This window comes from Citrobacter sp. RHBSTW-00017, assembly GCF_013797615.1.
Classification (GTDB): Bacteria; Pseudomonadota; Gammaproteobacteria; order Enterobacterales; family Enterobacteriaceae; genus Citrobacter; species Citrobacter braakii.
Window position 1 is genome coordinate 321,280 of the sequence record NZ_CP056899.1, and the last position, 22,891, is coordinate 344,170.

The window sequence follows — 22,891 nt, forward strand, 5'->3', positions numbered from 1 at the left end:
CATTGTCTCCAGGTAACCTTAGCTTCGTGTTGTTTTGCTCTCTTCGTAGTCTTGTAAATATTTCTCCAGCGGCCAGGCAGTGCCTAAACCAAAGATTTCGCCGCTATCTTTTATCGATGATGAATGGCGCATATCGCTGCAGCGATTCAGACCAGCGGAATATTTGGCTGCTTTTATCCTGCAGGTTTACTCGCTCTAAATCATAAAACTCGTGCGTTTTTGCCGAACGCATTTTGAGGATATATTTACTTTCGCTGATGTCGTGCTGTCTTGTACCGTCTTTATTCCACTCTCCGGCGATGTCCGTATATTGATAAACAAGGTCGGAATACACGTTGATTATCCTGTTGTCTTTGATCGCATAGAGCTCCAGCACTTCATAAAATGCGCCGCCGCCGGAATACGCCTCAGAGTATCCACCGCGCACCCCAAACGCCAGCGTATCGGATGCGATCCGGTACGGTGCCAGATCCAGTTTTGTATAATAGGCCAGCGGTCTGACGGACTCATCATCGCTCTCTTTTTCGGCGGTTTTATTCCACTCAGAGAGTTGGTTTAATGGTTTTTCCGAGCGTGCAATCGGCGTTAGCTGTTGGTTCTGCCAGGAAAAAACGCCGAGATATAATTTATTGGCGTGCCCGTTGCTGTAGTTTTCCGGACAGTTGTTATCCGCGTATTTCTTTGCCTGCCCGGCGTCGGCCGGATTGTCGGCGAAACAGGCGACACCGATATATTTGCCGTCTTTGCCCCAGGCTTTGGCACCCGTGAGGATCAGGTTGTCAGGATCTTCATTCGGCGCAACCCAGGCAATCCACGCGTTCTCAGATAATCCCTGTGGAAGCTCGCCAAATCCTTTGGCAGGGGTTGCTCCCGCCATTTGCTCAGCAAAAATCTGTTTACCTTCCGGGTGTTGAATAGCGCTGGGCACGGAATCGAGATTTTGTACGGTAGTGGCGAAAGCAGGGGAGAGTGCTGCCAGCAACACCAGGAGAAGGTACTTTTTCACTCTTGCGTCCTTTCAATAAGAAGGGCGATAAAACTCGCCCTTAATTTTATTTCACGCGCGCCATAAAGTAGGCATCAACGTATTCACCGTTGCGCAGGCCGTATTTCTTACCTGTGCCTTCGATTTCAAAGCCGTATTTCTTATACACCGCCACGGCCGGCTCATTATCAACAAATACCGTTAGCTCAATACGCTCGACGCGCAGCCAGTTGTCGCACATGTCGATCATCGTGCGAATCAACGCGCTGGCAACGCCGCGATTGTGCCACCGAGCATCCACGCAGATACCAAAATCGGCCACATGGCTGCGGCGCGGGCGTTGCGCGACCTCAATACAGAGATGCCCCACGACGATATCGTCAATGCAGGCAACCAGTTGTTTGACCCCGGCTTGCTCGGTTAGCCGCGCTTGCCACATCTCAAGGGAAGGATGAGGAACCTGTAGCGTGTTGTGGTACACCTCCGGCTGGGCGTGGATCTGACGAATTGCGTCGTAATCTTTCGGTTCAGCGTGGCGTATCACTATCTCACTCATTCCTTATCTCCAGCAGGGTTAATTGTGTATTTACACTCGCTGAGAAAGAAAATTCCGTCAACTGCATTTTTTTGCAAAAAGAAGTAGACAAGTGCGAATGAGAATGATTATTATTGCTCTGCGTTCAGGGGAACCCCTACGGAGAACCTGAAAGCACGACATTGCTCACATTGCTTCCAGTATTACTTTAGCCAGCTTTTGCTGGCTTTTTTTTGAGGTTTTGTGTCTGCCTGGCTTACTTGCCATTTCGTCCCCGGGAAGTGCTCGTGCTCCTCACGTACATTTAGTACGCTCCGGCCCCTGCGCGCTTGCCGTGAACAAACTGCCTGCGACGCCGACGGCCGATCCTGTCGCCCTGTGGTGCAGTTCAAGCGCCATCCGGCAAAGAATCCAACATTCAGTCTCCAGCCGCTTTGCGCTATGGTGTAGACAATCACCTTCGAAAGGATCGTCTCATGACCTTACACTGCGCATTTATTGGTTTTGGTAAAAGCACCACTCGCTACCATTTGCCGTACGTCCTCAACCGCAAAAATAGCTGGCATGTCGCGCACATTTTTCGCCGCCACGCCAAGCCGGAAGAGCAGGCGCCACAATATTCACATATTCACTTCACCAGTGACCTTGACGAGATCTTAAACGATCCGCAGGTGAAGCTGGTGATCGTCTGTACCCATGCTGACAGCCATTTTGAATACGCCAAACGTGCGCTGGAAGCGGGTAAAAACGTGTTGGTTGAGAAACCCTTCACGCCGACGCTTGCGCAAGCAAAAGCACTGTTCGAACTGGCGCAAAGCAAAGGGCTGACCGTTACGCCATATCAGAACCGTCGTTTTGATTCCTGCTTCCTCACCGCTAAAAAAGCGATTGAGAGCGGCAAGCTCGGCGAAATTGTTGAGGTTGAAAGCCATTTCGATTACTACCGCCCCGTGGCGGAAACCAAGCCGGGACTGCCGCAGGACGGCGCATTCTATGGTCTGGGCGTACACACCATGGATCAGATTATCTCGCTGTTCGGTCGTCCCGATTGCGTGGCCTATGACATCCGCAGCCTGCGCAACAAAGCGAATCCGGACGATACCTTTGAAGCGCAGCTGTTCTACGGCTCTCTGAAAGCCATTGTTAAAACCAGTCACTTGGTGAAAATCGACTATCCGAAGTTTATCGTTCACGGTACCAAAGGCTCGTTTGTGAAGTACGGCATCGACCAGCAGGAAACCAGCCTGAAGGCCAATATCATGCCTGGTGAGCCAGGTTTCGCTGCTGACGATTCCATTGGGATGCTGGAGTACGTTAACGATGACGGCCTGACGGTAAAAGAAGAGGTGCAGCCGGAAGTGGGGGACTATGGTCGCGTCTATGATGCGCTTTACCAGACGCTGACAGCCGGTACGCCTAATTACGTCAAGGAATCTGAAGTTCTTACCAACCTGGAACTCCTCGAACGCGCCTTTGAACAGGCTTCTCCGGCGACGATAACTCTCGCCAAATAGCTTGCGCAGACTCCTCTGGGCTTGTTCATTTTTTTTGAACAGAGGAGTCAATTTTCACCCTCTATGATCCCCGGCGGATTGAGTCCACACTTACTCCATCGAAAACATCTGGGGGTGAACACAATGATCTACTTACGCAAAGCTAATGACCGTGGCCACGCTAATCATGGCTGGCTCGATTCCTGGCATACTTTCTCTTTTGCCAATTACTATGACCCAAACTTTATGGGGTTCTCGGCACTGCGCGTGATTAACGATGACGTGATCGACGCAGGTCAGGGCTTTGGTACTCATCCCCATAAAGACATGGAAATCCTGACTTACGTGCTGGAAGGCGCGGTGGAACATCAGGACAGCATGGGGAACAAAGAGCAGGTTCCGGCCGGTGAGTTCCAGATAATGAGCGCCGGGACGGGGATCCGTCACTCGGAGTACAACCCGAGCAATACTGAGAAGCTGCATCTGTATCAGATTTGGATCATGCCGCAGGAAAACGGTATTACCCCACGCTATGAGCAGCGCCGTTTTGATGCCGCTCAGGGTAAACAACTGGTGCTGTCGCCGGATGCCCGTGATGGCTCGCTGAAAGTGTACCAGGATATGGAGCTTTACCGTTGGGCACTGATCAAAGATGAGCAGTCGGTGCATCAGATTGCCGCTGAACGCCGCGTCTGGATCCAGGTAGTAAAAGGTAACGTGACAATTAACGGGACCAAAGCGACCACCAGCGATGGTCTGGCAATCTGGGATGAACAGGCCATTTCTATTCATGCCGACAGCGACAGCGAAGTGTTACTGTTTGACCTGCCGCCAGTATAAAAATACACGGCATCCTTCAAGCCGCATCTGTGTTGGCTTTCCTCGCTCACCCCGGTCGCGTACTTAATGTACGCTCCCGGGGATTTACTGCGTCGCCGCCTTGATGTAACTCGAATGATTTTGTGTATTTCTCACAATAAAAAACTCCTTTTTTTCTCTGCGAAGGTTCACGCACGTCCGTGGTAAACTGGGGGAATCTATCCCTTTTTAACGCTTCAGGACGATGAAAAAGAAAAGACCCGTACTTCAGGATGTAGCCGACCGCGTGGGCGTGACCAAAATGACGGTCAGCCGCTTTTTGCGTAACCCGGAGCAGGTCTCCGTGGCGCTGCGGGGCAAAATTGCCGCTGCACTTGATGAGCTGGGTTATATTCCCAATCGCGCTCCTGATATCCTTTCTAACGCCACCAGCCGCGCTATCGGCGTGCTGTTACCGTCTCTTACTAACCAGGTTTTTGCTGAAGTGCTACGCGGCATTGAGGCTGTCACTGACGCTCATGGTTATCAAACCATGCTGGCGCACTACGGCTATAAGCCTGAGATGGAACAAGAGCGTCTGGAATCGATGCTGTCGTGGAATATTGATGGCCTGATCCTCACCGAACGTAGCCATACGCCCCGTACGCTGAAAATGATTGAGGTTGCCGGTATCCCGGTGGTTGAGCTGATGGACAGCCAGTCCCCATGCCTTGATATTGCCGTGGGCTTCGACAACTTCGAAGCCGCGCGTCAGATGACAGCCGCTATCATCGCCCGCGGGCACCGTCATGTTGCCTATCTTGGCGCACGCCTTGATGAACGTACTATCATCAAACAGAGAGGCTACGAGCAGGCAATGCGCGATGCCGACCTGGTGCCGTACAGCGTGATGGTGGAGCAGTCCTCTTCCTACTCCTCCGGTATTGAACTTATCCGTCAGGCGCGGCGTGAATACCCGCAGCTCGATGGTGTCTTTTGTACCAACGATGACCTGGCGGTAGGGGCGGCCTTCGAATGCCAGCGTTTAGGGCTGAAAATCCCTGATGACATGGCGATTGCCGGATTCCACGGTCACGACATCGGGCAGGTGATGGAGCCGCGTCTGGCGAGCGTGCTCACGCCGCGTGAACGCATGGGCAGCATTGGCGCAGAACGTCTGCTGGCGCGCATCCGCGGTGAAGCCGTTACACCTAAAATGTTAGATTTAGGTTTCACCTTGTCACCGGGCGGATCTATTTAAGCCAACAAGTTTGAAGTAGCTCACACTTATACACTTCGAGCACGAATGGATATTGCTTCTCTATTTATCCGGCTGGACAATGTTACCGATAACAGTTACCCGTAACAATTTCCTGATTCTTGTACCAGTGGGGGCAACGCTTTGAGCACGACTAATCATGATCACCACGTTTACGTTCTGATGGGCGTATCGGGCAGCGGTAAATCTGCTGTCGCCAGCGAAGTGGCGCATCAACTGCAGGCCGCGTTTCTTGATGGCGATTTTCTCCATCCGCGCAGCAACATCATGAAAATGGCTTCTGGTGAGCCACTCAACGATGACGACCGCAAACCGTGGTTACAGGCGTTGAATGACGCCGCCTTTGCGATGCAACGTACCAACAAGGTTTCGCTGATCGTCTGTTCCGCCCTGAAAAAAGTCTATCGCGACCAGCTACGCGACGGTAACCCGAACCTCTCTTTCATCTATCTGAAAGGGGATTTTGACGTTATCGAAAGCCGCCTGAAAGCGCGTAAAGGCCACTTCTTCAAAACGCAGATGCTGGTGACCCAGTTTGAAGCGCTGGAAGAACCGGGTGCGAATGAAAACGATGTACTGGTGGTCGATATCGATCAACCACTGGACGGTGTGGTCGCCAGCACCATTGAGGTTATTAACCAGGGCAGTAAGTAGTGAGTACATTAACGCTTGTTTTAACAGCAGTAGGGTCCGTTTTATTACTGCTGTTTTTAGTAATGAAGGCGCGTATGCACGCCTTCGTTGCTTTGATGGTGGTATCCATTGGTGCAGGTCTCTTTTCCGGTATGCCGCTCGATAAAATCGCGGCGACCATGGAAAAAGGGATGGGAGGCACGCTCGGTTTCCTGGCGATTGTTGTGGCGCTGGGGGCGATGTTCGGCAAGATTTTGCATGAGACCGGCGCTGTCGATCAGATTGCCGTCAAAATGCTGAAATCCTTCGGTCACAGCCGCGCACATTATGCGATTGGCCTGGCCGGTCTGATTTGTGCGCTGCCACTATTCTTTGAGGTGGCAATTGTGCTGTTGATTAGCGTGGCATTCTCAATGGCGCGCCATACGGGGACAAACCTGGTTAAGCTTGTGATCCCGCTGTTTGCGGGCGTAGCGGCTGCTGCGGCATTTCTGCTGCCTGGGCCTGCGCCGATGCTGCTGGCCTCTCAGATGCACGCCGACTTTGGCTGGATGATCCTGATTGGCCTGTGTGCCGCGATTCCGGGCATGATTATCGCCGGGCCGCTGTGGGGGAATTTCATCAGCCGTTACGTCGAGCTGCACGTACCGGAAGATATTTCCGAGCCGCATCTGGGCGAAGGCAAAATGCCATCCTTTGGATTCAGCTTATCGCTTATCCTGCTGCCGCTGGTTCTGGTGGGGCTGAAAACTATCGCCGCACGCTTTGTTCCGGTCGGTTCTACAACCTATGAATGGTTCGAGTTTATCGGTCACCCGTTTACCGCGATTCTGGTTGCCTGTCTGGTGGCGATTTACGGTCTGGCGGTACGCCAGGGCATGCCAAAAGACCGCGTGATGGAGATCTGTGGCCATGCGCTGCAGCCGGCGGGGATTATTCTGCTGGTGATTGGTGCGGGCGGTGTGTTCAAACAGGTTCTGGTTGATTCTGGCGTCGGTCCGGCGCTGGGCGAAGCGTTAACCGGTATGGGCCTGCCGATTGCCATCACCTGCTTCGTGCTGGCGGCGGCGGTGCGTATCATTCAGGGTTCCGCGACTGTGGCCTGCTTAACGGCGGTTGGTCTGGTGATGCCGGTGATTGAGCAACTGAACTACTCCGGTGCCCAGATGGCGGCACTGTCTATCTGTATCGCGGGCGGCTCTATCGTGGTCAGCCACGTTAACGACGCCGGTTTCTGGTTGTTCGGTAAATTTACCGGTGCGACCGAAGCGCAAACGCTGAAGACCTGGACGATGATGGAAACTATTCTCGGCACGGTCGGTGCGATTGTCGGTATGATTGCCTTTCAGCTGTTGAGCTGATGGCATTGCCCGGTGGCGCTTGCGCTTACCGGGCCTGGAAACGAGCACACATCCACACCGTAGGCCGGGTAAGCGCAAGCGCTACCCGGCTTTTTTATAGCACGACCAGCCCTTCTTCTGTTTTCAGCCAGCGCGGCGCTTTTAGCGTATCGGCGAAATAGCCCACCAGATCCTGCAGTAAGTCACCTGCCACTCGTTCCATCTCGTCAGACAGCGTTTTACTCATCAGCAGGTGCGTTAATAACTGACAGTAGCGCCCCATCTGGTCTGGTTCCGGCTCGAAAAGGGGAAAACGGGTCGGGAATGTTTCTACCGTCAGGCTCGCTTGCAGATGCTGCGGTACAGGCTCCGTTAAGGTCGGTTGCAATAACGCGAGACAGGCCGACAGACGTGCACAAATCGCCAGTTTTTCAACCGGGTCATGGCATTCAACCAGCCCTTCGACAAAACGCTCGCAGTTATCCGCCAGTTCGGTGAAATCCGTGGCATGGCTAAAGGGCAGGGTAAATAAAGAGTGTGAAAAGAGAGGGGTAGTCGCCATAGGGCAGCCTCCAATGAGTCAAATTTTACCGCCACCTAAGGGACCAACCTTTTGGTGGCGGGCTGAACGGAGTTGGTCCTACCGGCCTCATTGGATACCGGCGCGTCTTACGACGCCACCGTCCAGCCCACCATTGAGGTGTAGCTGGTCGCACGACAAAAGTGAATTTTATCGCGAATGAGGTAATCAGGGGACCAATCCTGGCACCTGATTTTGCAGGTGCAGCGAGAAGATAATGCCAATCCGCGATGCTGACAAGAGGGCATTCCGGAAGGCACCTCGCAGAAATGAAAATACGTTTTTTCAGCGAGTTAAAAGTGTAAGGAATACCTGAAATTACAGCGGTGCCGGAGAGCCAGGATTGTTAAGGGGGCTGCGTAGCCCCCTTAACACGTTCACTGGTGACGAGATCTCAGAGAAGTAATGAGCATAACGTGAACGGAACTCTTTTCCGGGTAACATGCTATCTGAGCCAAAAAGGAGAGATTACCCCTTCATCCACATCCTTACGCCGTCGAGGAACATCTGGGTAGCCATCATCACCAGAATCAGCCCCATCAGGCGCTCCAGTGCGTTCACCCCTTTCTCGCCCAGCAGGCGTAAAAACAGCGAAGACTGCAGCAAAATCACAAAAGTACCGCCCCAGGCGATCAGCAGCGCAATCACCAGATGCCCCATCTGGTTCGGATACTGATGTGATAACAGCATTAATGAAGCCAGGATTGTTGGACCCGCTACCAGCGGAATCGCCAGCGGCACGATAAACGGCTCTTCGCCTGCCGGAAGCCCGGTGCTATTCCCGGTGGCGCTGGGGAAAATCATCTTAATGGCGATCAGGAACAAAATGATGCCCCCGGAGATCGAAACGGTTTCCGCGCGCAGGTTAAGAAATGCCAGTATTTTCTCGCCAGCAAACAGGAATATCAGCATCACCAACAGCGCAATGAACAGCTCGCGAATCATAATCGCGCGGCGGCGTTTTGGTTCGGTATGTTTCAATACGGACATGAAAATGGGCAGATTTCCGAGCGGATCCATAATAAGGATCAATAAAACTGCCGCTGAAATGATTTCATTCATAACTCAAATTCCCTGATAATTACTGCGGACTTTCTGCTTGCTTGCGCAGCGGGATAAGTCGCATTACTGATGGCTTCGCTATCATTGATTAATTTCACTTGCGACTTTGGCTGCTTTTTGTATGGTGAAGGATAGGCCAGTAGGATACTGGTTAGCATACACAGCACACATCTCTGCAGGAAAAAAACGCTATGAAAAATGTTGGTTTTATCGGCTGGCGCGGTATGGTCGGCTCTGTTCTCATGCAACGCATGGTTGAGGAGCGTGACTTCGACGCCATTCGCCCTGTTTTCTTTTCTACTTCCCAGCTCGGGCAGGCGGCACCGACATTCGGTGGAACCACGACCGGCACGCTTCAGGACGCTTTTGATCTGGATGCGCTGAAGGCGCTCGATATCATCGTGACCTGTCAGGGCGGCGATTATACCAACGAAATCTATCCAAAGCTTCGTGAAAGCGGTTGGCAGGGTTACTGGATTGACGCGGCCTCTTCGCTGCGTATGAAAGACGATGCCATCATCATTCTCGATCCGGTTAACCAGGATGTCATCACTGACGGCCTGAACAAAGGTATTAAGACCTTTGTCGGCGGTAACTGTACCGTTAGCCTGATGCTGATGTCCCTCGGTGGCCTGTTTGCCAATGACCTGGTTGACTGGGTTTCTGTGGCGACCTATCAGGCGGCCTCCGGCGGCGGCGCGCGCCATATGCGCGAACTGCTGTCCCAGATGGGTCATCTGTATGGCCATGTGGCCGATGAACTGGCAACCCCTTCCTCTGCTATTCTCGATATCGAACGTAAAGTGACGACCCTGTCCCGCAGCGGTGAACTGCCGGTTGATAACTTTGGCGTACCGTTGGCCGGTAGCCTGATTCCGTGGATCGACAAACAACTTGATAACGGTCAGAGCCGCGAAGAGTGGAAGGGACAGGCTGAAACCAACAAAATTCTTAACACCTCTTCCGTGATCCCGGTTGATGGTCTGTGCGTGCGCGTCGGTGCGCTGCGCTGCCACAGCCAGGCGTTCACCATTAAACTGAAAAAAGATGTGTCTATTCCGACCGTGGAAGAACTGCTGGCAGCGCACAATCCGTGGGCCAAAGTCGTGCCAAACGATCGGGATATCACCATGCGTGAGTTAACCCCGGCGGCCGTTACCGGCACGCTGACCACGCCAGTAGGCCGTCTGCGTAAGCTGAATATGGGACCGGAGTTCCTGTCAGCCTTTACCGTGGGCGACCAGTTGCTGTGGGGTGCTGCGGAGCCATTGCGCCGTATGCTGCGTCAGTTGGCGTAATGTGGGACGGCCTGATGACGCCACGTTTATCAGGCCTACAAACGACGCGAACCACCTGGCCGGATCAGTCAATACGGCTCTCCGGCAGAGGGATTGCGTGTTTTAACAATGGGTGCTGAGTCACCCATTTTTTTGCGTAATACAGGAGTAAGCGCAGATGTTTCATTTTTTACCAGGAGTAAGATAAAGCATTGGCTATTCTTTAAGGGTGACTTAGTACCGGAGGTATTAAGTTGTTGCCTGAAGGTGGGACGACGCAGAGAGGATGCACAATTGTGCTGCGCCGTTCAGGTCAAAAAAAGTGTCACTACCTGATGTCGAAGATCAGTTGGAAGGCGTGACACCATAAAACAGGATGACAACCATGTCCGTTCGTATCGATAGAGACGTGATTAATGCGCTAATTGCAGGCCATTTTGCGGATCCTTTTTCCGTACTCGGTATGCACCAAACTGACGCTGGACTTGAAGTCCGCGCCCTATTACCTGACGCCACCGAAGTGTGGGTGATCGAACCCAAAACCGGACGCAAAGTCGGCAAGCTGGACTGCCTCGACTCTCGCGGTTTTTTCTGTGCTGTACTTCCCCGCCGTAAAAATTTCTTTCGCTATCAGTTAGCTGTTGTCTGGCATGGACAGGAAAATCTGATTGATGACCCTTATCGTTTTGGCCCGCTGATCCAGGATATGGATGCCTGGCTGTTATCTGAAGGTACGCACCTGCGACCTTACGAAACGCTGGGCGCGCATGCGGATACCATGGATGGCGTAACCGGTACGCGCTTCTCCGTCTGGGCGCCTAACGCTCAACGCGTTTCAGTGGTTGGGCAGTTCAACTACTGGGATGGACGTCGCCACCCGATGCGCCTGCGCAAAGAAAGCGGTATCTGGGAGCTGTTTATCCCCGGCGCGCAGCATGGTCAACTGTATAAATACGAGATGATCGATGCGAACGGTAAGCTGCGAATCAAAGCGGACCCTTACGCCTTCGAAGCGCAAATGCGCCCGGAAACCGCGTCGCTTATCTGCGGTCTACCGGAAAAAGTGGTGCAAAGCGAGGAGCGAAAAAAAGCCAACCAGTTTGACGCGCCGATCTCTATCTATGAAGTGCACCTGGGCTCATGGCGTCGTCATACCGATAACAACTTCTGGCTGAGCTACCGCGAACTGGCGGATCAACTGGTGCCTTACGTCAAGTGGATGGGCTTTACCCATCTCGAACTGTTGCCGATTAATGAGCATCCGTTCGACGGTAGCTGGGGCTACCAACCTACCGGTATGTATGCGCCGACCCGTCGTTTCGGGACGCGTGATGATTTCCGCTATTTTGTGAATGCCGCGCATCAGGCCGGACTGAACGTCATTCTCGACTGGGTGCCGGGCCATTTCCCGTCGGACGACTTTGGTCTGGCAGAGTTTGATGGCACCAATCTGTATGAGCATAGCGACCCGCGCGAAGGGTATCACCAGGACTGGAACACGCTGATCTACAACTACGGTCGCCGTGAAGTCAGTAACTATCTGGTGGGCAATGCCCTGTACTGGATTGAACGTTTTGGTATCGATGCGCTGCGCGTAGATGCCGTGGCGTCGATGATTTATCGCGACTACAGCCGTAAAGAAGGGGAGTGGGTCCCGAACGAATTTGGCGGTCGTGAAAACCTCGAAGCCATTGAGTTTTTACGTAATACCAACCGTATTCTTGGCGAGCAGGTGCCGGGGGCCGTGAGCATGGCGGAAGAGTCCACCGACTTTGCCGGCGTTTCAAGGCCACAGGATATGGGCGGTTTAGGGTTCTGGTATAAGTGGAACCTCGGCTGGATGCACGACACGCTGGACTACATGAAGTTGGATCCGGTTCATCGTCAGTTCCATCACGATAAGCTGACCTTCGGCATGCTGTACAACTACACCGAAAACTTTGTCCTGCCGCTGTCGCACGATGAAGTGGTACACGGTAAAAAATCAATTCTCGATCGCATGCCGGGGGACGCATGGCAGAAGTTTGCCAACCTGCGCGCCTACTACGGCTGGATGTGGGCCTTCCCGGGTAAGAAACTGCTGTTTATGGGCAACGAGTTTGCTCAGGGGCGTGAATGGAATCACGACGCCAGCCTCGACTGGCATCTGCTGGAAGGCGGCGATAACTGGCACCACGGCGTACAGCGTTTGGTGCGCGATCTGAACCTTACTTATCGTCATCACAAAGCGCTGCACGAGCTTGATTTTGACGCCTATGGCTTCGAGTGGCTGGTGGTGGATGACAAAGAACGTTCGGTGCTGGCTTTCGTTCGTCGTGACAAAGTCGGTAATGAAATCATCGTTATCAGCAACTTTACGCCAGTGCCTCGCCACGGCTATCGCTTCGGTATCAATCAGCCGGGCAAATGGCGCGAGATCCTCAATACCGATTCGATGCATTATCACGGTAGCAATACCGGTAACGGCGGCGCGGTGCACAGCGATGAAATCGCCAGTCATGGTCGTCAGCATTCACTGAGCCTGACGTTGCCACCGCTGGCAACGATCTGGCTGGTGCGGGAGGGATAATGACGCAACTGGCAACCGGCAACGCCACCCCCCATGGTGCAACGTATGACGGCCATGGCGTCAATTTCACCCTCTTTTCGGCCCACGCTGAACGCGTTGAATTATGCGTATTCGATGAGCAAGGCTGCGAACTCCGCTACGACCTGCCGGGGCGTAGCGGCGATGTCTGGCACGGCTATCTGGCCAACGCCCGTCCCGGTCTACACTATGGCTATCGCGTACATGGTCCGTGGCAACCGCAGCAGGGCCACCGGTTTAATCCGGCGAAACTGCTGCTTGACCCTTGCGCGCGTCGGGTGGATGGCGAGTTAAAAGATAACCCACTGCTGCACGGTGGGCTGAATGAACCGGATCATCATGATAATGCCGCCATCGCGCTGAAGGGCGTGGTGGTGTCCGACCATTATGACTGGGAGGATGATGCCCCGCCGCGCACGCCGTGGGGCAATACCGTAATTTACGAAGCGCATGTCAAAGGGCTGACGTATTTGCATCCTGACCTGCCGGAAGAAATTCGCGGGACCTACAAAGCGCTGGGTCATCCGGTGATGCTCGACTATTTCAAGCGCCTCGGCATTACCGCGCTGGAGCTGTTACCGGTGGCGCATTTCGCCAGCGAACCGCGGCTTCAGCGGCTGGGCCTGTCAAACTACTGGGGCTACAACCCGGTGGCGATGTACGCGCTGCATCCGGCCTATGCCAGCTCGCCGGAGAGTGCGCTTGATGAGTTTCGCGACGCGGTAAAAGCGCTGCACAAAGCGGGTATTGAGGTCATTCTCGACATCGTTTTGAACCACAGCGCCGAGCTGGATCTCGAAGGACCTGTCTTCTCGCTGCGCGGAATTGATAACCGTAGCTATTATTGGATCAGAGATGATGGCGATTACTACAACTGGACCGGTTGTGGGAACACCATCAATCTGAGCCATCCTGGCGTTGTGGAATACGCATGCGAGTGCCTGCGCTACTGGGTTGAAACCTGCCATGTGGATGGTTTTCGTTTTGATTTGGCTTCCGTCATGGGGCGTACGCCTGAGTTTCGTCAGGATGCTCCGCTGTTTACCGCGATCCAAAACTGTCCGCTGCTCTCACGCGCCAAGCTGATTGCGGAACCGTGGGATATTGGTGAAGGCGGGTATCAGGTGGGGAATTTCCCCCCGCCGTTTGCCGAGTGGAATGACCATTTCCGCGATGCAACGCGACGTTTTTGGCTCCAGCGTAATCTTTCGTTGGGCGAGTTTGCCGGACGTTTTGCCGCATCCAGCGACGTGTTTAAACGCCCGGGCCGCAATCCCAGCGCCACGGTCAATCTGGTGACCGCGCATGACGGTTTTACGCTACGCGACTGCGTTTGCTTCACAAATAAGCACAATGAAGCGAATGGTGAGGAAAATCGCGACGGCACTAGCAATAACTACAGTGACAATCATGGTAAAGAAGGATTAGGCGGCTCGCTGGACCTGAGTGAGCGGCGGCGCGACAGCATTCATGCGCTGTTAACCACGCTGTTGCTCTCCCAGGGGACGCCGATGCTGCTGGCGGGTGATGAGCATGGTCATAGCCAGCACGGTAATAATAACGCTTACTGCCAGGATAACGCCTTAACCTGGCTGGACTGGCAGCAGGCAAACAGTGGGCTAACCACATTTACCGCCGCGTTGATTCATCTGCGCCGGCAAATACCTGCATTAACAGGCGATTGCTGGTGGGAAGAGGGCGATGGCAATGTTCGTTGGCTGAATAAGTACGCACAACCCTTAAGTGCGGATGAGTGGCATAACGGCCCGAGGCAGATGCAAATCCTGCTTTCAGATCGTTTCCTGATTGCAATAAACGCCACGCTTGAGGTGACAGATATCGTTTTACCTGAAGGGGAATGGCACGCCATTCCCCCATTTGCCGGAGAGGATAATCCGGTGCTTACGGCGGTCTGGCAGGGACCTGCGCACGGACTGTGTGTGTTCCAGAGAAGATAAAAAGGAGTTAGTCATGGTAAGTTTAGAGAAGAACGATCGTGTAATGTTGGCGCGCCAGCTGCCATTAAAATCTGTTGCCCTGATCCTGGCCGGTGGCCGCGGTACTCGCCTGAAAGATTTAACCAATAAGCGTGCCAAGCCTGCCGTGCACTTTGGCGGTAAGTTCCGCATTATCGATTTTGCCTTATCCAACTGTCTTAATTCCGGGATCCGCCGTATCGGCGTGATCACTCAGTACCAGTCACACACGCTGGTGCAGCATATTCAGCGCGGCTGGTCGTTCTTTAGTGAAGAGATGAACGAGTTCGTCGATCTGCTGCCTGCCCAGCAGAGGATGCAGGGTGAAAACTGGTATCGCGGTACGGCGGATGCGGTGACCCAAAACCTGGACATCATTCGACGCTATAAAGCGGAATATGTGGTGATCCTCGCGGGCGATCATATTTATAAGCAGGACTACTCACGCATGCTGATCGACCACGTTGAGAAAGGCGCGCGTTGCACAGTGGCCTGTATGCCAGTGCCTATTGAAGAGGCCAGCGCGTTTGGCGTAATGGACGTGGACGACACCGATAAAATTATCGAGTTCGTTGAAAAACCTGCCAACCCGCCAGCGATGCCTAATGATCCGACCAAATCGCTTGCCAGTATGGGGATCTACATCTTCGACGCCGATTATCTGTATGAACTGCTGGCGGAAGATGACCTCGATGAAAAATCCAGTCACGATTTTGGCAAAGACATCATCCCGAAAATCACCGAAGCTGGCATGGCATATGCACATCCATTCCCATTGTCCTGCGTACAGTCTGACCCGGAATCCGAGCCGTACTGGCGCGATGTGGGAACGCTGGAAGCCTACTGGAAAGCAAACCTCGATCTGGCTTCGGTGACGCCTGAACTGGATATGTACGACCAGGACTGGCCAATCCGTACGCATATGGAATCACTGCCGCCGGCGAAATTTGTTCAGGACCGTTCCGGTAGCCACGGAATGACGCTGAACTCGCTGGTCTCCGGCGGCTGTATTATTTCTGGTTCGGTGGTAGTGCAGTCCGTTCTGTTCCCGCGAGTGCGGGTGAATTCATTCTGTAACATTGATTCGGCAGTGTTGTTACCTGAAGTGTGGGTGGGACGTTCGTGCCGCTTACGTCGTTGCATTATCGACCGCGCCTGCGTTATTCCTGAAGGCATGGTGATTGGTGAAAACGCGGAAGAAGATGCTCGTCGTTTCTACCGTTCAGAGGAAGGTATTGTACTGGTCACGCGTGAAATGCTGCGCAAACTGCAGATCAAACAGGAGCGATAATGCAGGTTTTACACGTTTGTTCAGAGATGTTCCCTTTGTTAAAAACCGGGGGACTGGCGGATGTTATTGGGGCGTTACCCGCAGCGCAAATCGCGGACGGTGTGGATGCCCGCGTGCTGCTCCCGGCGTTTCCTGATATCCGTCGCGGCATTCCCGATGCGCAGGTAGTGACGCGTCGCGATACCTTCGCCGGACGTATTACGCTGTTGTTCGGGCATTTCAACGGTGTGGGCATTTACCTGATTGACGCGCCGCATCTCTATGACCGTCCCGGTAGCCCGTATCACGACACTAACCTGTTTGCATATACCGATAACGTGCTGCGTTTTGCGCTGCTGGGTTGGGTCGGCAGTGAAATGGCCTGTGGCTTTGACCCATTCTGGCGCCCGGATGTGGTGCATGCGCACGACTGGCATGCCGGTCTGGCCCCGGCGTATCTGGCGGCGCGCGGCCATCCGGCGAAATCGGTGTTCACCGTGCACAACCTGGCGTATCAAGGCATGTTTTATGCAAAGCATATGGATGACATCCAATTGCCATGGTCGTTCTTTAACGTGCACGGACTGGAGTTTAACGGGCAGATTTCTTTCCTGAAGGCCGGGTTGTACTACGCCGACCACATTACGGCGGTCAGTCCGACCTACGCGCGGGAAATTACCGAGCCGCAGTTTGCCTACGGCATGGAAGGTCTGTTGCAGCAGCGTCATCGTGAAGGACGTCTTTCCGGTGTGCTGAACGGCGTTGATGAAAAAATCTGGAGCCCGGAAACCGATCTGCTGCTGGCGTCGCGGTATACGCGTGAAACGCTGGAAGAGAAGGCGGAGAACAAACGCCAGCTACAGATCGCGATGGGACTTAAGGTTAACGACAAAGTGCCGCTATTTGCCGTAGTCAGCCGCCTGACCAGTCAGAAAGGGCTGGATCTGGTACTGGAAGCGCTACCGGGGTTGTTAGAGCAGGGTGGACAGCTGGCATTGCTCGGCGCGGGCGATCCGGTTTTACAGGAAGGTTTCCTCGCCGCGGCGGCGGAACATCCGGGACAGGTGGGCGTACAGATTGGCTATCACGAAGCCTTCTCGCACCGCATCATGGGTGGGGCCGACGTAATATTGGTCCCCAGCCGTTTTGAGCCGTGTGGCTTAACGCAGTTGTATGGACTGAAGTACGGCACGCTGCCGCTGGTGCGGCGCACCGGTGGGCTGGCTGATACGGTCTCTGACAGTTCGCTGGAAAACCTGGCGGATGGTATCGCCAGTGGGTTTGTATTTGAAGATAGTAATGCCTGGTCGCTGCTACGCGCGATTCGGCGTGCTTTCGTATTGTGGTCCCGGCCTTCGCTGTGGCGGTTTGTACAACGTCAGGCCATGACCATGGATTTTAGCTGGCAAGTCGCGGCGAAGTCATACCGTGAGCTTTACTATCGTTTGAAATAGATATCCAGGAATCACCTATATGAATGCTCCATTTACTTATGCATCGCCCACACTCAGCGTAGAGGCACTTAAGCATTCTATCGCCTACAAGCTGATGTTCACGATTGGTAAAGACCCGGTCATTGCCAATAAACATGAGTGGCTGAACGCCACGTTGTTCGCGGTGCGCGATCGTCTCGTGGAGCGCTGGCTGCGTTCTAACCGTGCGCAATTATCCCAGGAAACTCGACAGGTTTATTATCTGTCAATGGAGTTTCTGATTGGCCGCACACTTTCCAATGCACTGTTATCGTTGGGTATTTATGACGATGTCAAAAATGCGCTGGAAGGTATGGGGTTGGATCTTGAAGATCTGATCGATGAAGAAAACGACCCTGGTCTTGGCAACGGTGGCCTCGGGCGCCTGGCGGCCTGCTTCCTGGACTCACTGGCAACGTTGGGTCTGCCGGGACGCGGCTACGGTATTCGTTATGACTACGGCATGTTCAAACAGAACATTGTTGATGGCCGACAGAAAGAGTCACCGGACTACTGGCTGGAATACGGTAACCCGTGGGAATTCAAACGCCACAATACGCGCTACAAAGTGCGCTTTGGCGGGCGTATTCAGCAGGAAGGCAAGAAAACGCGCTGGATAGAAACTGAAGAGATCCTCGCGGTAGCCTACGACCAAATTATTCCCGGTTATGACACAGACGCCACCAATACGCTGCGCTTGTGGAATGCCCAGGCCAGTAGCGAAATCAACCTCGGTAAATTTAACCAGGGCGACTACTTTGCGGCGGTGGAAGATAAAAACCACTCCGAGAACGTCTCCCGCGTGCTGTATCCGGATGACTCCACCTATTCAGGACGCGAGCTGCGTTTGCGCCAGGAGTATTTCCTGGTCTCCTCCACGGTGCAGGACATCCTGAACCGTCATTATCAACTGCACAAAACCTACGACAACCTGGCAGATAAGATCGCCATTCACCTCAACGACACCCATCCGGTACTGTCGATTCCTGAGCTGATGCGTCTGCTGATCGATGAGCACAAATTCAGTTGGGATAATGCGTTTGAGGTCTGCTGCCAGGTCTTCTCGTATACCAACCACACCTTGATGAGCGAAGCGCTGGAGACCTGGCCTGTCGATATGCTGGGCAAAATTCTGCCGCGCCATCTGCAAATCATCTTTGAGATTAACGACTACTTCCTGAAGACGTTGCAGGAACAGTATCCGAACGATACCAGTCTGCTGGGACGGACGTCGATTATCGATGAATCCAATGGCCGCCGGGTGCGTATGGCATGGCTCGCAGTGGTGGTGAGCCACAAGGTTAACGGCGTTTCTGAGCTGCACTCCAACCTGATGGTGCAGTCGCTGTTTGCTGACTTTGCGAAGATTTTCCCGACTCGCTTCTGTAACGTCACCAACGGCGTGACGCCGCGCCGCTGGCTGGCGCTGGCTAACCCATCGCTCTCTGAGGTACTGGATGAGAACATTGGCCGCACCTGGCGAACCGATCTCAGCCAGCTAAGCGAGCTTGAACAGCACTGCGATTACCCGCTGGTAAATCAGGCGGTGCGCCGTGCGAAACTGGAGAATAAAAAGCGTCTGGCAACGCTCATTGCCCAGCAGCTTAACGTGGTGGTGAACCCGAAATCGCTGTTTGATGTGCAGATCAAGCGTATTCACGAGTACAAACGCCAGTTGATGAACGTGCTGCATGTGATCACCCGCTACAACCGCATTAAGGCCGATCCTGATGCCGAGTGGGTGCCGCGCGTGAATATCTTCGCCGGTAAAGCGGCTTCGGCCTATTACATGGCGAAGCACATTATTCACCTGATCAACGACGTCGCGAAAGTGATCAACAACGATCCGCAAATTGGTGACAAGCTGAAAGTGGTGTTTATTCCTAACTACAGCGTCAGCCTGGCGCAGGTGATTATTCCTGCTGCCGACCTGTCTGAGCAGATTTCGCTGGCCGGGACCGAAGCCTCTGGTACCAGTAATATGAAGTTTGCCCTCAACGGCGCGCTGACCATTGGGACGCTGGACGGTGCCAACGTCGAGATGCTGGAGCATGTGGGCGCAGAAAATATCTTTATCTTTGGTAATACGGCGGAAGAGGTCGAAGCCTTACGCAGCCAGGGCTACAAGCCGCGTGAGTATTACGAGAAAGACGAAGAGCTGCACCAGGTGCTGACGCAGATTGGCAGCGGTGTATTCAGCCCTGAGGAGCCGGGGCGCTATCGTGACCTGGTTGACTCGCTGATCAACTTTGGCGACCACTATCAGGTTCTGGCGGATTATCGCAGCTACGTTGACTGCCAGGATAAGGTTGACGAACTGTATCGCCACCCGGAAGAGTGGACCACCAAGTCGATGATTAATATCGCCAACATGGGCTACTTCTCGTCGGACAGGACGATCAAAGAGTACGCCGAAAACATCTGGCATATCGACTCGGTGCGGTTGTAACAAGGGCAGGACGATCTGTAGGCCGGATGGATAAGGCGTTAGCCGCCATCCGGCAAAAGGCCCGGTAGCGCTGACGCTTACCGGGCCTACAGTTTTATATCGAGTGTCTTAAGACGCCAGCGACAGCTGCTGTTTCTCAATGTACTCCACCAGCCACTGGGTCATGCGCGACTGCTGTTCAGCGTTCAGCCACATACCTTCTTTCGTGCGACGCCACAGCGCATCTTCCGCACGGCGCACCCATTCGTGATCGACCAGATATTTCAGCTCGGCCTCATAGAACTCATGGCCGAAGTCTTCACCTAACTCGGCAAGCGAGGTGGCTTCCCCGATAATCCATTCGGTGTTACTGCCGTAGGTGCGCGAATAATGGCGCGCCAGCGACTCGGTCAGGAACGGGTAGCGACGGCGCAGTTTGGCCGCGTAATCTTCACGATCGCCGCCGATGTCACCGCCTGGCAGAATGCACTCTTTTGTCCACGCCGGACCGATTCCCTGATAGTACGACGCCAGTTTTTCCATCGCGTGTTCGGCCAGCTTACGATAGGTCGTCAGCTTACCACCAAAGACCGACAGCAGCGGCGCTTTGCCGTTTTCGTCGTGGATATCCAGCGTGTAATCACGGGTGATAGCCTGCGGCGAGTCGGACTCGTCATCGCACAGCGGACGTACGCCCGAGTAGGTCCAGACGATATCGTCACGGCCCAGCTGTTTCTTAAAGTGCGCGTTGTAGACCTTCAGCAGGTAATTGATTTCACTCTCATCAATTTTTACCGCTTTCGGGTCGCCTTTGTATTCGACGTCAGTCGTCCCGATGATCGAGAATTCGTCCATCCATGGGATGACAAACACAATACGTTTATCTTCGTTTTGCAGAATATAAGCTTGCTTCTGGGTATGGACGCGCGGCACCACGATGTGGCTGCCTTTAATCAGACGAATACCGTACGGCGATGGCAGATGCATGCCGTCGTCGAAGAACTCTTTCACCCATGGGCCGGTGGCATTGACCAGACCACGCGCCTGCCAGGTGTGCTTTTTACCGGTATCGATATCTTCAGCTTCAACAATCCACAAACCGTTTTCACGGCGAGCGGAGGTAGCGCGAGTGCGGGTTAACACCTCTCCGCCTTTGCGTACGACCATTTGGGCGTTTGCCAAAACCAGCCGCGCATCGTCTACCCAGCAGTCAGAATATTCGAAACCGCGCACAATCTCAGGTTTCATTACGGAATCTGCGCCAAAACGCAAACCGGTCGAACTCGGCAAACTGGTGCGTTTGCCCAGATGATCGTACATAAACAGACCAATGCGGATCATCCATGCTGGACGCAGGTGCGGGCGATGGGGCAGACGAAAGCGCATCGGGAAGGCGATATGCGGTGCCATTTTCAACAACACCTCACGTTCGGCCAGCGCTTCGCTCACCAGGCGAAATTCGTAGTGTTCCAGGTAGCGCAGGCCACCGTGGATGAGTTTGGAGCTAGCGGAAGAGGTGGCGCAGGCTAAATCCTGCGCTTCCAGCATCAGCACGGATAAACCGCGTCCAGCGGCATCTGCCGCGATACCGGCACCGTTGATGCCTCCACCTATCACAATCAGATCTTTGGTTTCCATGCTGGCCTCTCGCACTTTCGTTATAGCTCATTAATGTTCGTTATCGAGCATAATAGCAAAGAATCGCGCCATTGGTAACATCGGATAAACAATTTACAGTGATACATATAACATTATGGCGTTTAACTGCCGTCGGGACGTACACTAAGAAGTAACATGTCTGAAAAGCGTCACCTGCAATATAAAGAAGAGAGAGCAATGGATCAGTTTGAATGTATTAATGTCGAAGAAGCGCATCAGAAGCTGCACCAGGGGGCCGCGGTGTTAGTGGATATCCGCGACCCGCAAAGCTATGCGATGGGTCACGCCCCGCAGGCGTTTCATCTGACGAACGACACGCTGGGGTCATTTATGCGCGAGCATGATTTCGACACCGCCGTGTTAGTAATGTGTTATCACGGCAACAGCAGTAAAGGCGCGGCGCAATATCTTCTTCAGCAGGGCTATGACGCGGTTTACAGTGTTGACGGCGGCTTCGACGCCTGGCATCGACATTTTCCGGCAGAAGTGGCATACGGTTCGTAAGACTATACCCAAATTAATTCGAGTTGCATCGCGACGGCGACGCAGCGAATCTCCGGGAGCGTACGAACAGTACGTGACCGGAGTGAGTGAGGAAAGCCAACAAAGATGCAGCTCGAAGTCAGAAGGGTATATATACTGTCCTCTTTTGTGTGGAATAAGCGACAGCAACCATGTTGATGATTACCTCTTTTGCTAACCCCCGCGTGGCGCAGGCATTTGTTGATTATATGGCGACACAGGGCGTTATCCTGACGATTCAACAACATCAGCAAACGGATGTCTGGCTGGCGGATGAGTCCCAGGCTGAGCGCGTGCATGCTGAGCTGGCGCGATTTCTGGAGAATCCAGGCGATCCGCGTTACCTCGCGGCAAGCTGGCAGTCGGGTCATACCGACAGCGGTCTGCGCTACCAGCGTTATCCGTTCCTGGCCACATTGCGCGAACGCGCAGGCCCGGTAACCTGGGTGGTGATGGCCGCGTGTGTGCTAGTGTTTATCGCGATGAACATGCTGGGCGACCAGACCGTGATGCTCTGGCTGGCATGGCCGTTTGACCCTTCGCTGAAATTTGAATTCTGGCGTTATTTTACCCACGCTTTTATGCACTTCTCGCTGATGCATATTCTGTTCAACCTGCTGTGGTGGTGGTATCTCGGCGGTGCGGTAGAAAAGCGTCTGGGCAGCGGAAAACTGATTGTAATTACCGTGATCAGCGCCCTGCTAAGCGGCTACGTTCAGCAGAAATTTAGCGGCCCGTGGTTTGGTGGGCTGTCTGGCGTGGTATATGCGCTGATGGGTTATGTGTGGTTGCGCGGCGAGCGCGATCCACAAAGTGGTATTTTCCTGCAGCGTGGTTTGATTATCTTTGCTTTGATCTGGATTGTTGCCGGCTGGTTTGATGTGTTCGGCATGTCGATGGCGAACGGCGCACATATCGCCGGGCTGGCCGTGGGTCTGGCAATGGCGTTTGCCGATACTATGAATGTACGAAAACGAACGTAATTTCAGGGAACA

General features: G+C 53.7%; 17 protein-coding genes and 2 pseudogenes. 13 read left to right on the plus strand and 6 right to left on the minus strand.

The annotated features are described in order from the left end of the window. Nucleotides 1–18: 18 nt before the first annotated feature. The 3 genes and pseudogenes from HV037_RS24485 to yhhY all read right to left on the minus strand — a co-directional run. Nucleotides 19–130, minus strand: a pseudogene (locus tag HV037_RS24485) (hypothetical protein); the annotation flags it as partial. Further along, nucleotides 125–1,006: pseudogene (locus HV037_RS24785) on the minus strand (hypothetical protein); the annotation flags it as partial. The pseudogenes HV037_RS24485 and HV037_RS24785, both read right to left, overlap by 6 nt. A gap of 46 nt (nucleotides 1,007–1,052) precedes the next feature. After that, entirely contained in the window at nucleotides 1,053–1,541 is a 489-nt protein-coding gene (yhhY, locus tag HV037_RS01485; RefSeq protein ID WP_019078130.1) for an N-acetyltransferase, read from the minus strand. Nucleotides 1,542–1,996: 455 nt separating this feature from the next. Here yhhY and HV037_RS01490 point away from each other — a divergent pair, with 455 nt between their 5' ends. The 5 genes from HV037_RS01490 (at nucleotide 1,997) to gntU (ending at nucleotide 7,084) form a co-directional block, all read left to right on the plus strand. Continuing rightward, nucleotides 1,997–3,034 carry an oxidoreductase gene (locus HV037_RS01490; RefSeq protein ID WP_016157655.1) on the plus strand — a complete coding sequence of 346 codons (1,038 nt, stop codon included), beginning with the start codon at nucleotides 1,997–1,999 and terminating at the stop codon, nucleotides 3,032–3,034. Between the two features lie 123 nt (nucleotides 3,035–3,157). After that, nucleotides 3,158–3,853, plus strand: a complete 696-nt coding sequence (gene yhhW / locus HV037_RS01495; RefSeq protein ID WP_016154822.1) for a quercetin 2,3-dioxygenase — start codon at nucleotides 3,158–3,160, stop codon at nucleotides 3,851–3,853. A 223-nt stretch (nucleotides 3,854–4,076) separates the two neighbouring features. Beyond that, nucleotides 4,077–5,072: a gluconate operon transcriptional repressor GntR gene (gene gntR / locus HV037_RS01500; RefSeq protein WP_016157654.1), complete on the plus strand. Its 996-nt coding sequence runs from the start codon at nucleotides 4,077–4,079 to the stop codon at nucleotides 5,070–5,072. A 141-nt stretch (nucleotides 5,073–5,213) separates the two neighbouring features. Then, nucleotides 5,214–5,744, plus strand: coding sequence for a gluconokinase (gene gntK, locus HV037_RS01505; RefSeq protein ID WP_003023475.1), 531 nt, complete (start codon nucleotides 5,214–5,216; stop codon nucleotides 5,742–5,744). Continuing rightward, a complete protein-coding gene (gene gntU / locus HV037_RS01510) occupies nucleotides 5,744–7,084 on the plus strand; it encodes a gluconate transporter (protein ID WP_016154820.1) in 1,341 nt (446 codons plus the stop codon). Before gntK ends, gntU begins: the two co-directional genes overlap by 1 nt. A 94-nt stretch (nucleotides 7,085–7,178) precedes the next feature. Here gntU and HV037_RS01515 read toward each other — a convergent pair whose 3' ends face one another. Both HV037_RS01515 and yhgN read right to left on the minus strand, forming a co-directional pair. Next, nucleotides 7,179–7,625, minus strand: a complete 447-nt coding sequence (locus tag HV037_RS01515; protein ID WP_016157653.1) for a hypothetical protein — start codon at nucleotides 7,623–7,625, stop codon at nucleotides 7,179–7,181. A gap of 486 nt (nucleotides 7,626–8,111) precedes the next feature. Continuing rightward, nucleotides 8,112–8,705, minus strand: a complete 594-nt coding sequence (yhgN, locus tag HV037_RS01520; RefSeq protein WP_003023480.1) for an NAAT family transporter YhgN — start codon at nucleotides 8,703–8,705, stop codon at nucleotides 8,112–8,114. Between the two features lie 191 nt (nucleotides 8,706–8,896). On the opposite strand from yhgN, the gene asd reads away from it, so the two are divergent. The 6 genes from asd to glgP all read left to right on the plus strand — a co-directional run bounded on the left by asd (nucleotide 8,897) and on the right by glgP (nucleotide 19,736). Then, the gene (gene asd / locus HV037_RS01525; protein WP_016154818.1) at nucleotides 8,897–10,003 is read left to right on the plus strand and encodes an aspartate-semialdehyde dehydrogenase; all 1,107 of its coding nucleotides are present in this window, start codon (nucleotides 8,897–8,899) and stop codon (nucleotides 10,001–10,003) included. Nucleotides 10,004–10,367: 364 nt separating this feature from the next. Continuing rightward, nucleotides 10,368–12,551, plus strand: coding sequence for a 1,4-alpha-glucan branching enzyme (gene glgB / locus HV037_RS01530; protein ID WP_016154817.1), 2,184 nt, complete (start codon nucleotides 10,368–10,370; stop codon nucleotides 12,549–12,551). Further along, the gene (gene glgX, locus HV037_RS01535) at nucleotides 12,551–14,527 is read left to right on the plus strand and encodes a glycogen debranching protein GlgX (protein ID WP_103283364.1); all 1,977 of its coding nucleotides are present in this window, start codon (nucleotides 12,551–12,553) and stop codon (nucleotides 14,525–14,527) included. The genes glgB and glgX overlap by 1 nt, the downstream gene beginning before the upstream one ends. A 13-nt stretch (nucleotides 14,528–14,540) precedes the next feature. After that, nucleotides 14,541–15,836: a glucose-1-phosphate adenylyltransferase gene (gene glgC, locus HV037_RS01540; protein WP_016154815.1), complete on the plus strand. Its 1,296-nt coding sequence runs from the start codon at nucleotides 14,541–14,543 to the stop codon at nucleotides 15,834–15,836. Continuing rightward, nucleotides 15,836–17,269 (plus strand): glycogen synthase GlgA, encoded by a 1,434-nt coding sequence (gene glgA / locus HV037_RS01545; protein ID WP_016154814.1) that lies wholly within the window; start codon nucleotides 15,836–15,838, stop codon nucleotides 17,267–17,269. Before glgC ends, glgA begins: the two co-directional genes overlap by 1 nt. 19 nt (nucleotides 17,270–17,288) lie before the next feature. After that, nucleotides 17,289–19,736 carry a glycogen phosphorylase gene (gene glgP / locus HV037_RS01550; RefSeq protein WP_016154813.1) on the plus strand — a complete coding sequence of 816 codons (2,448 nt, stop codon included), beginning with the start codon at nucleotides 17,289–17,291 and terminating at the stop codon, nucleotides 19,734–19,736. A gap of 108 nt (nucleotides 19,737–19,844) precedes the next feature. Here the strand turns inward: glgP and glpD are convergent, their stop codons facing one another. After that, nucleotides 19,845–21,353: a glycerol-3-phosphate dehydrogenase gene (gene glpD / locus HV037_RS01555; RefSeq protein WP_047415950.1), complete on the minus strand. Its 1,509-nt coding sequence runs from the start codon at nucleotides 21,351–21,353 to the stop codon at nucleotides 19,845–19,847. Between the two features lie 198 nt (nucleotides 21,354–21,551). Between glpD and glpE the strand changes: the two genes are divergently transcribed. After that, the gene (gene glpE, locus HV037_RS01560) at nucleotides 21,552–21,878 is read left to right on the plus strand and encodes a thiosulfate sulfurtransferase GlpE (RefSeq protein WP_003023495.1); all 327 of its coding nucleotides are present in this window, start codon (nucleotides 21,552–21,554) and stop codon (nucleotides 21,876–21,878) included. 170 nt (nucleotides 21,879–22,048) lie between these two features. Beyond that, a complete protein-coding gene (gene glpG, locus HV037_RS01565) occupies nucleotides 22,049–22,879 on the plus strand; it encodes a rhomboid family intramembrane serine protease GlpG (RefSeq protein WP_049040645.1) in 831 nt (276 codons plus the stop codon). Nucleotides 22,880–22,891: the final 12 nt, after the last annotated feature.

Coding starts and splice junctions, on each gene's coding strand:
- yhhY (WP_019078130.1), bottom strand. CDS start 1,541: ATGAGTGAGATAGTGATACGCCACGCTGAACCGAAAGATTACGACGCA.
- glgX (WP_103283364.1), top strand. CDS start 12,551: ATGACGCAACTGGCAACCGGCAACGCCACCCCCCATGGTGCAACGTAT.
- glgB (WP_016154817.1), top strand. CDS start 10,368: ATGTCCGTTCGTATCGATAGAGACGTGATTAATGCGCTAATTGCAGGC.
- yhhW (WP_016154822.1), top strand. CDS start 3,158: ATGATCTACTTACGCAAAGCTAATGACCGTGGCCACGCTAATCATGGC.
- HV037_RS01515 (WP_016157653.1), bottom strand. CDS start 7,625: ATGGCGACTACCCCTCTCTTTTCACACTCTTTATTTACCCTGCCCTTT.
- glgP (WP_016154813.1), top strand. CDS start 17,289: ATGAATGCTCCATTTACTTATGCATCGCCCACACTCAGCGTAGAGGCA.
- glgC (WP_016154815.1), top strand. CDS start 14,541: ATGGTAAGTTTAGAGAAGAACGATCGTGTAATGTTGGCGCGCCAGCTG.
- gntR (WP_016157654.1), top strand. CDS start 4,077: ATGAAAAAGAAAAGACCCGTACTTCAGGATGTAGCCGACCGCGTGGGC.
- glpG (WP_049040645.1), top strand. CDS start 22,049: ATGTTGATGATTACCTCTTTTGCTAACCCCCGCGTGGCGCAGGCATTT.
- HV037_RS01490 (WP_016157655.1), top strand. CDS start 1,997: ATGACCTTACACTGCGCATTTATTGGTTTTGGTAAAAGCACCACTCGC.
- glpD (WP_047415950.1), bottom strand. CDS start 21,353: ATGGAAACCAAAGATCTGATTGTGATAGGTGGAGGCATCAACGGTGCC.
- asd (WP_016154818.1), top strand. CDS start 8,897: ATGAAAAATGTTGGTTTTATCGGCTGGCGCGGTATGGTCGGCTCTGTT.
- yhgN (WP_003023480.1), bottom strand. CDS start 8,705: ATGAATGAAATCATTTCAGCGGCAGTTTTATTGATCCTTATTATGGAT.
- glpE (WP_003023495.1), top strand. CDS start 21,552: ATGGATCAGTTTGAATGTATTAATGTCGAAGAAGCGCATCAGAAGCTG.
- glgA (WP_016154814.1), top strand. CDS start 15,836: ATGCAGGTTTTACACGTTTGTTCAGAGATGTTCCCTTTGTTAAAAACC.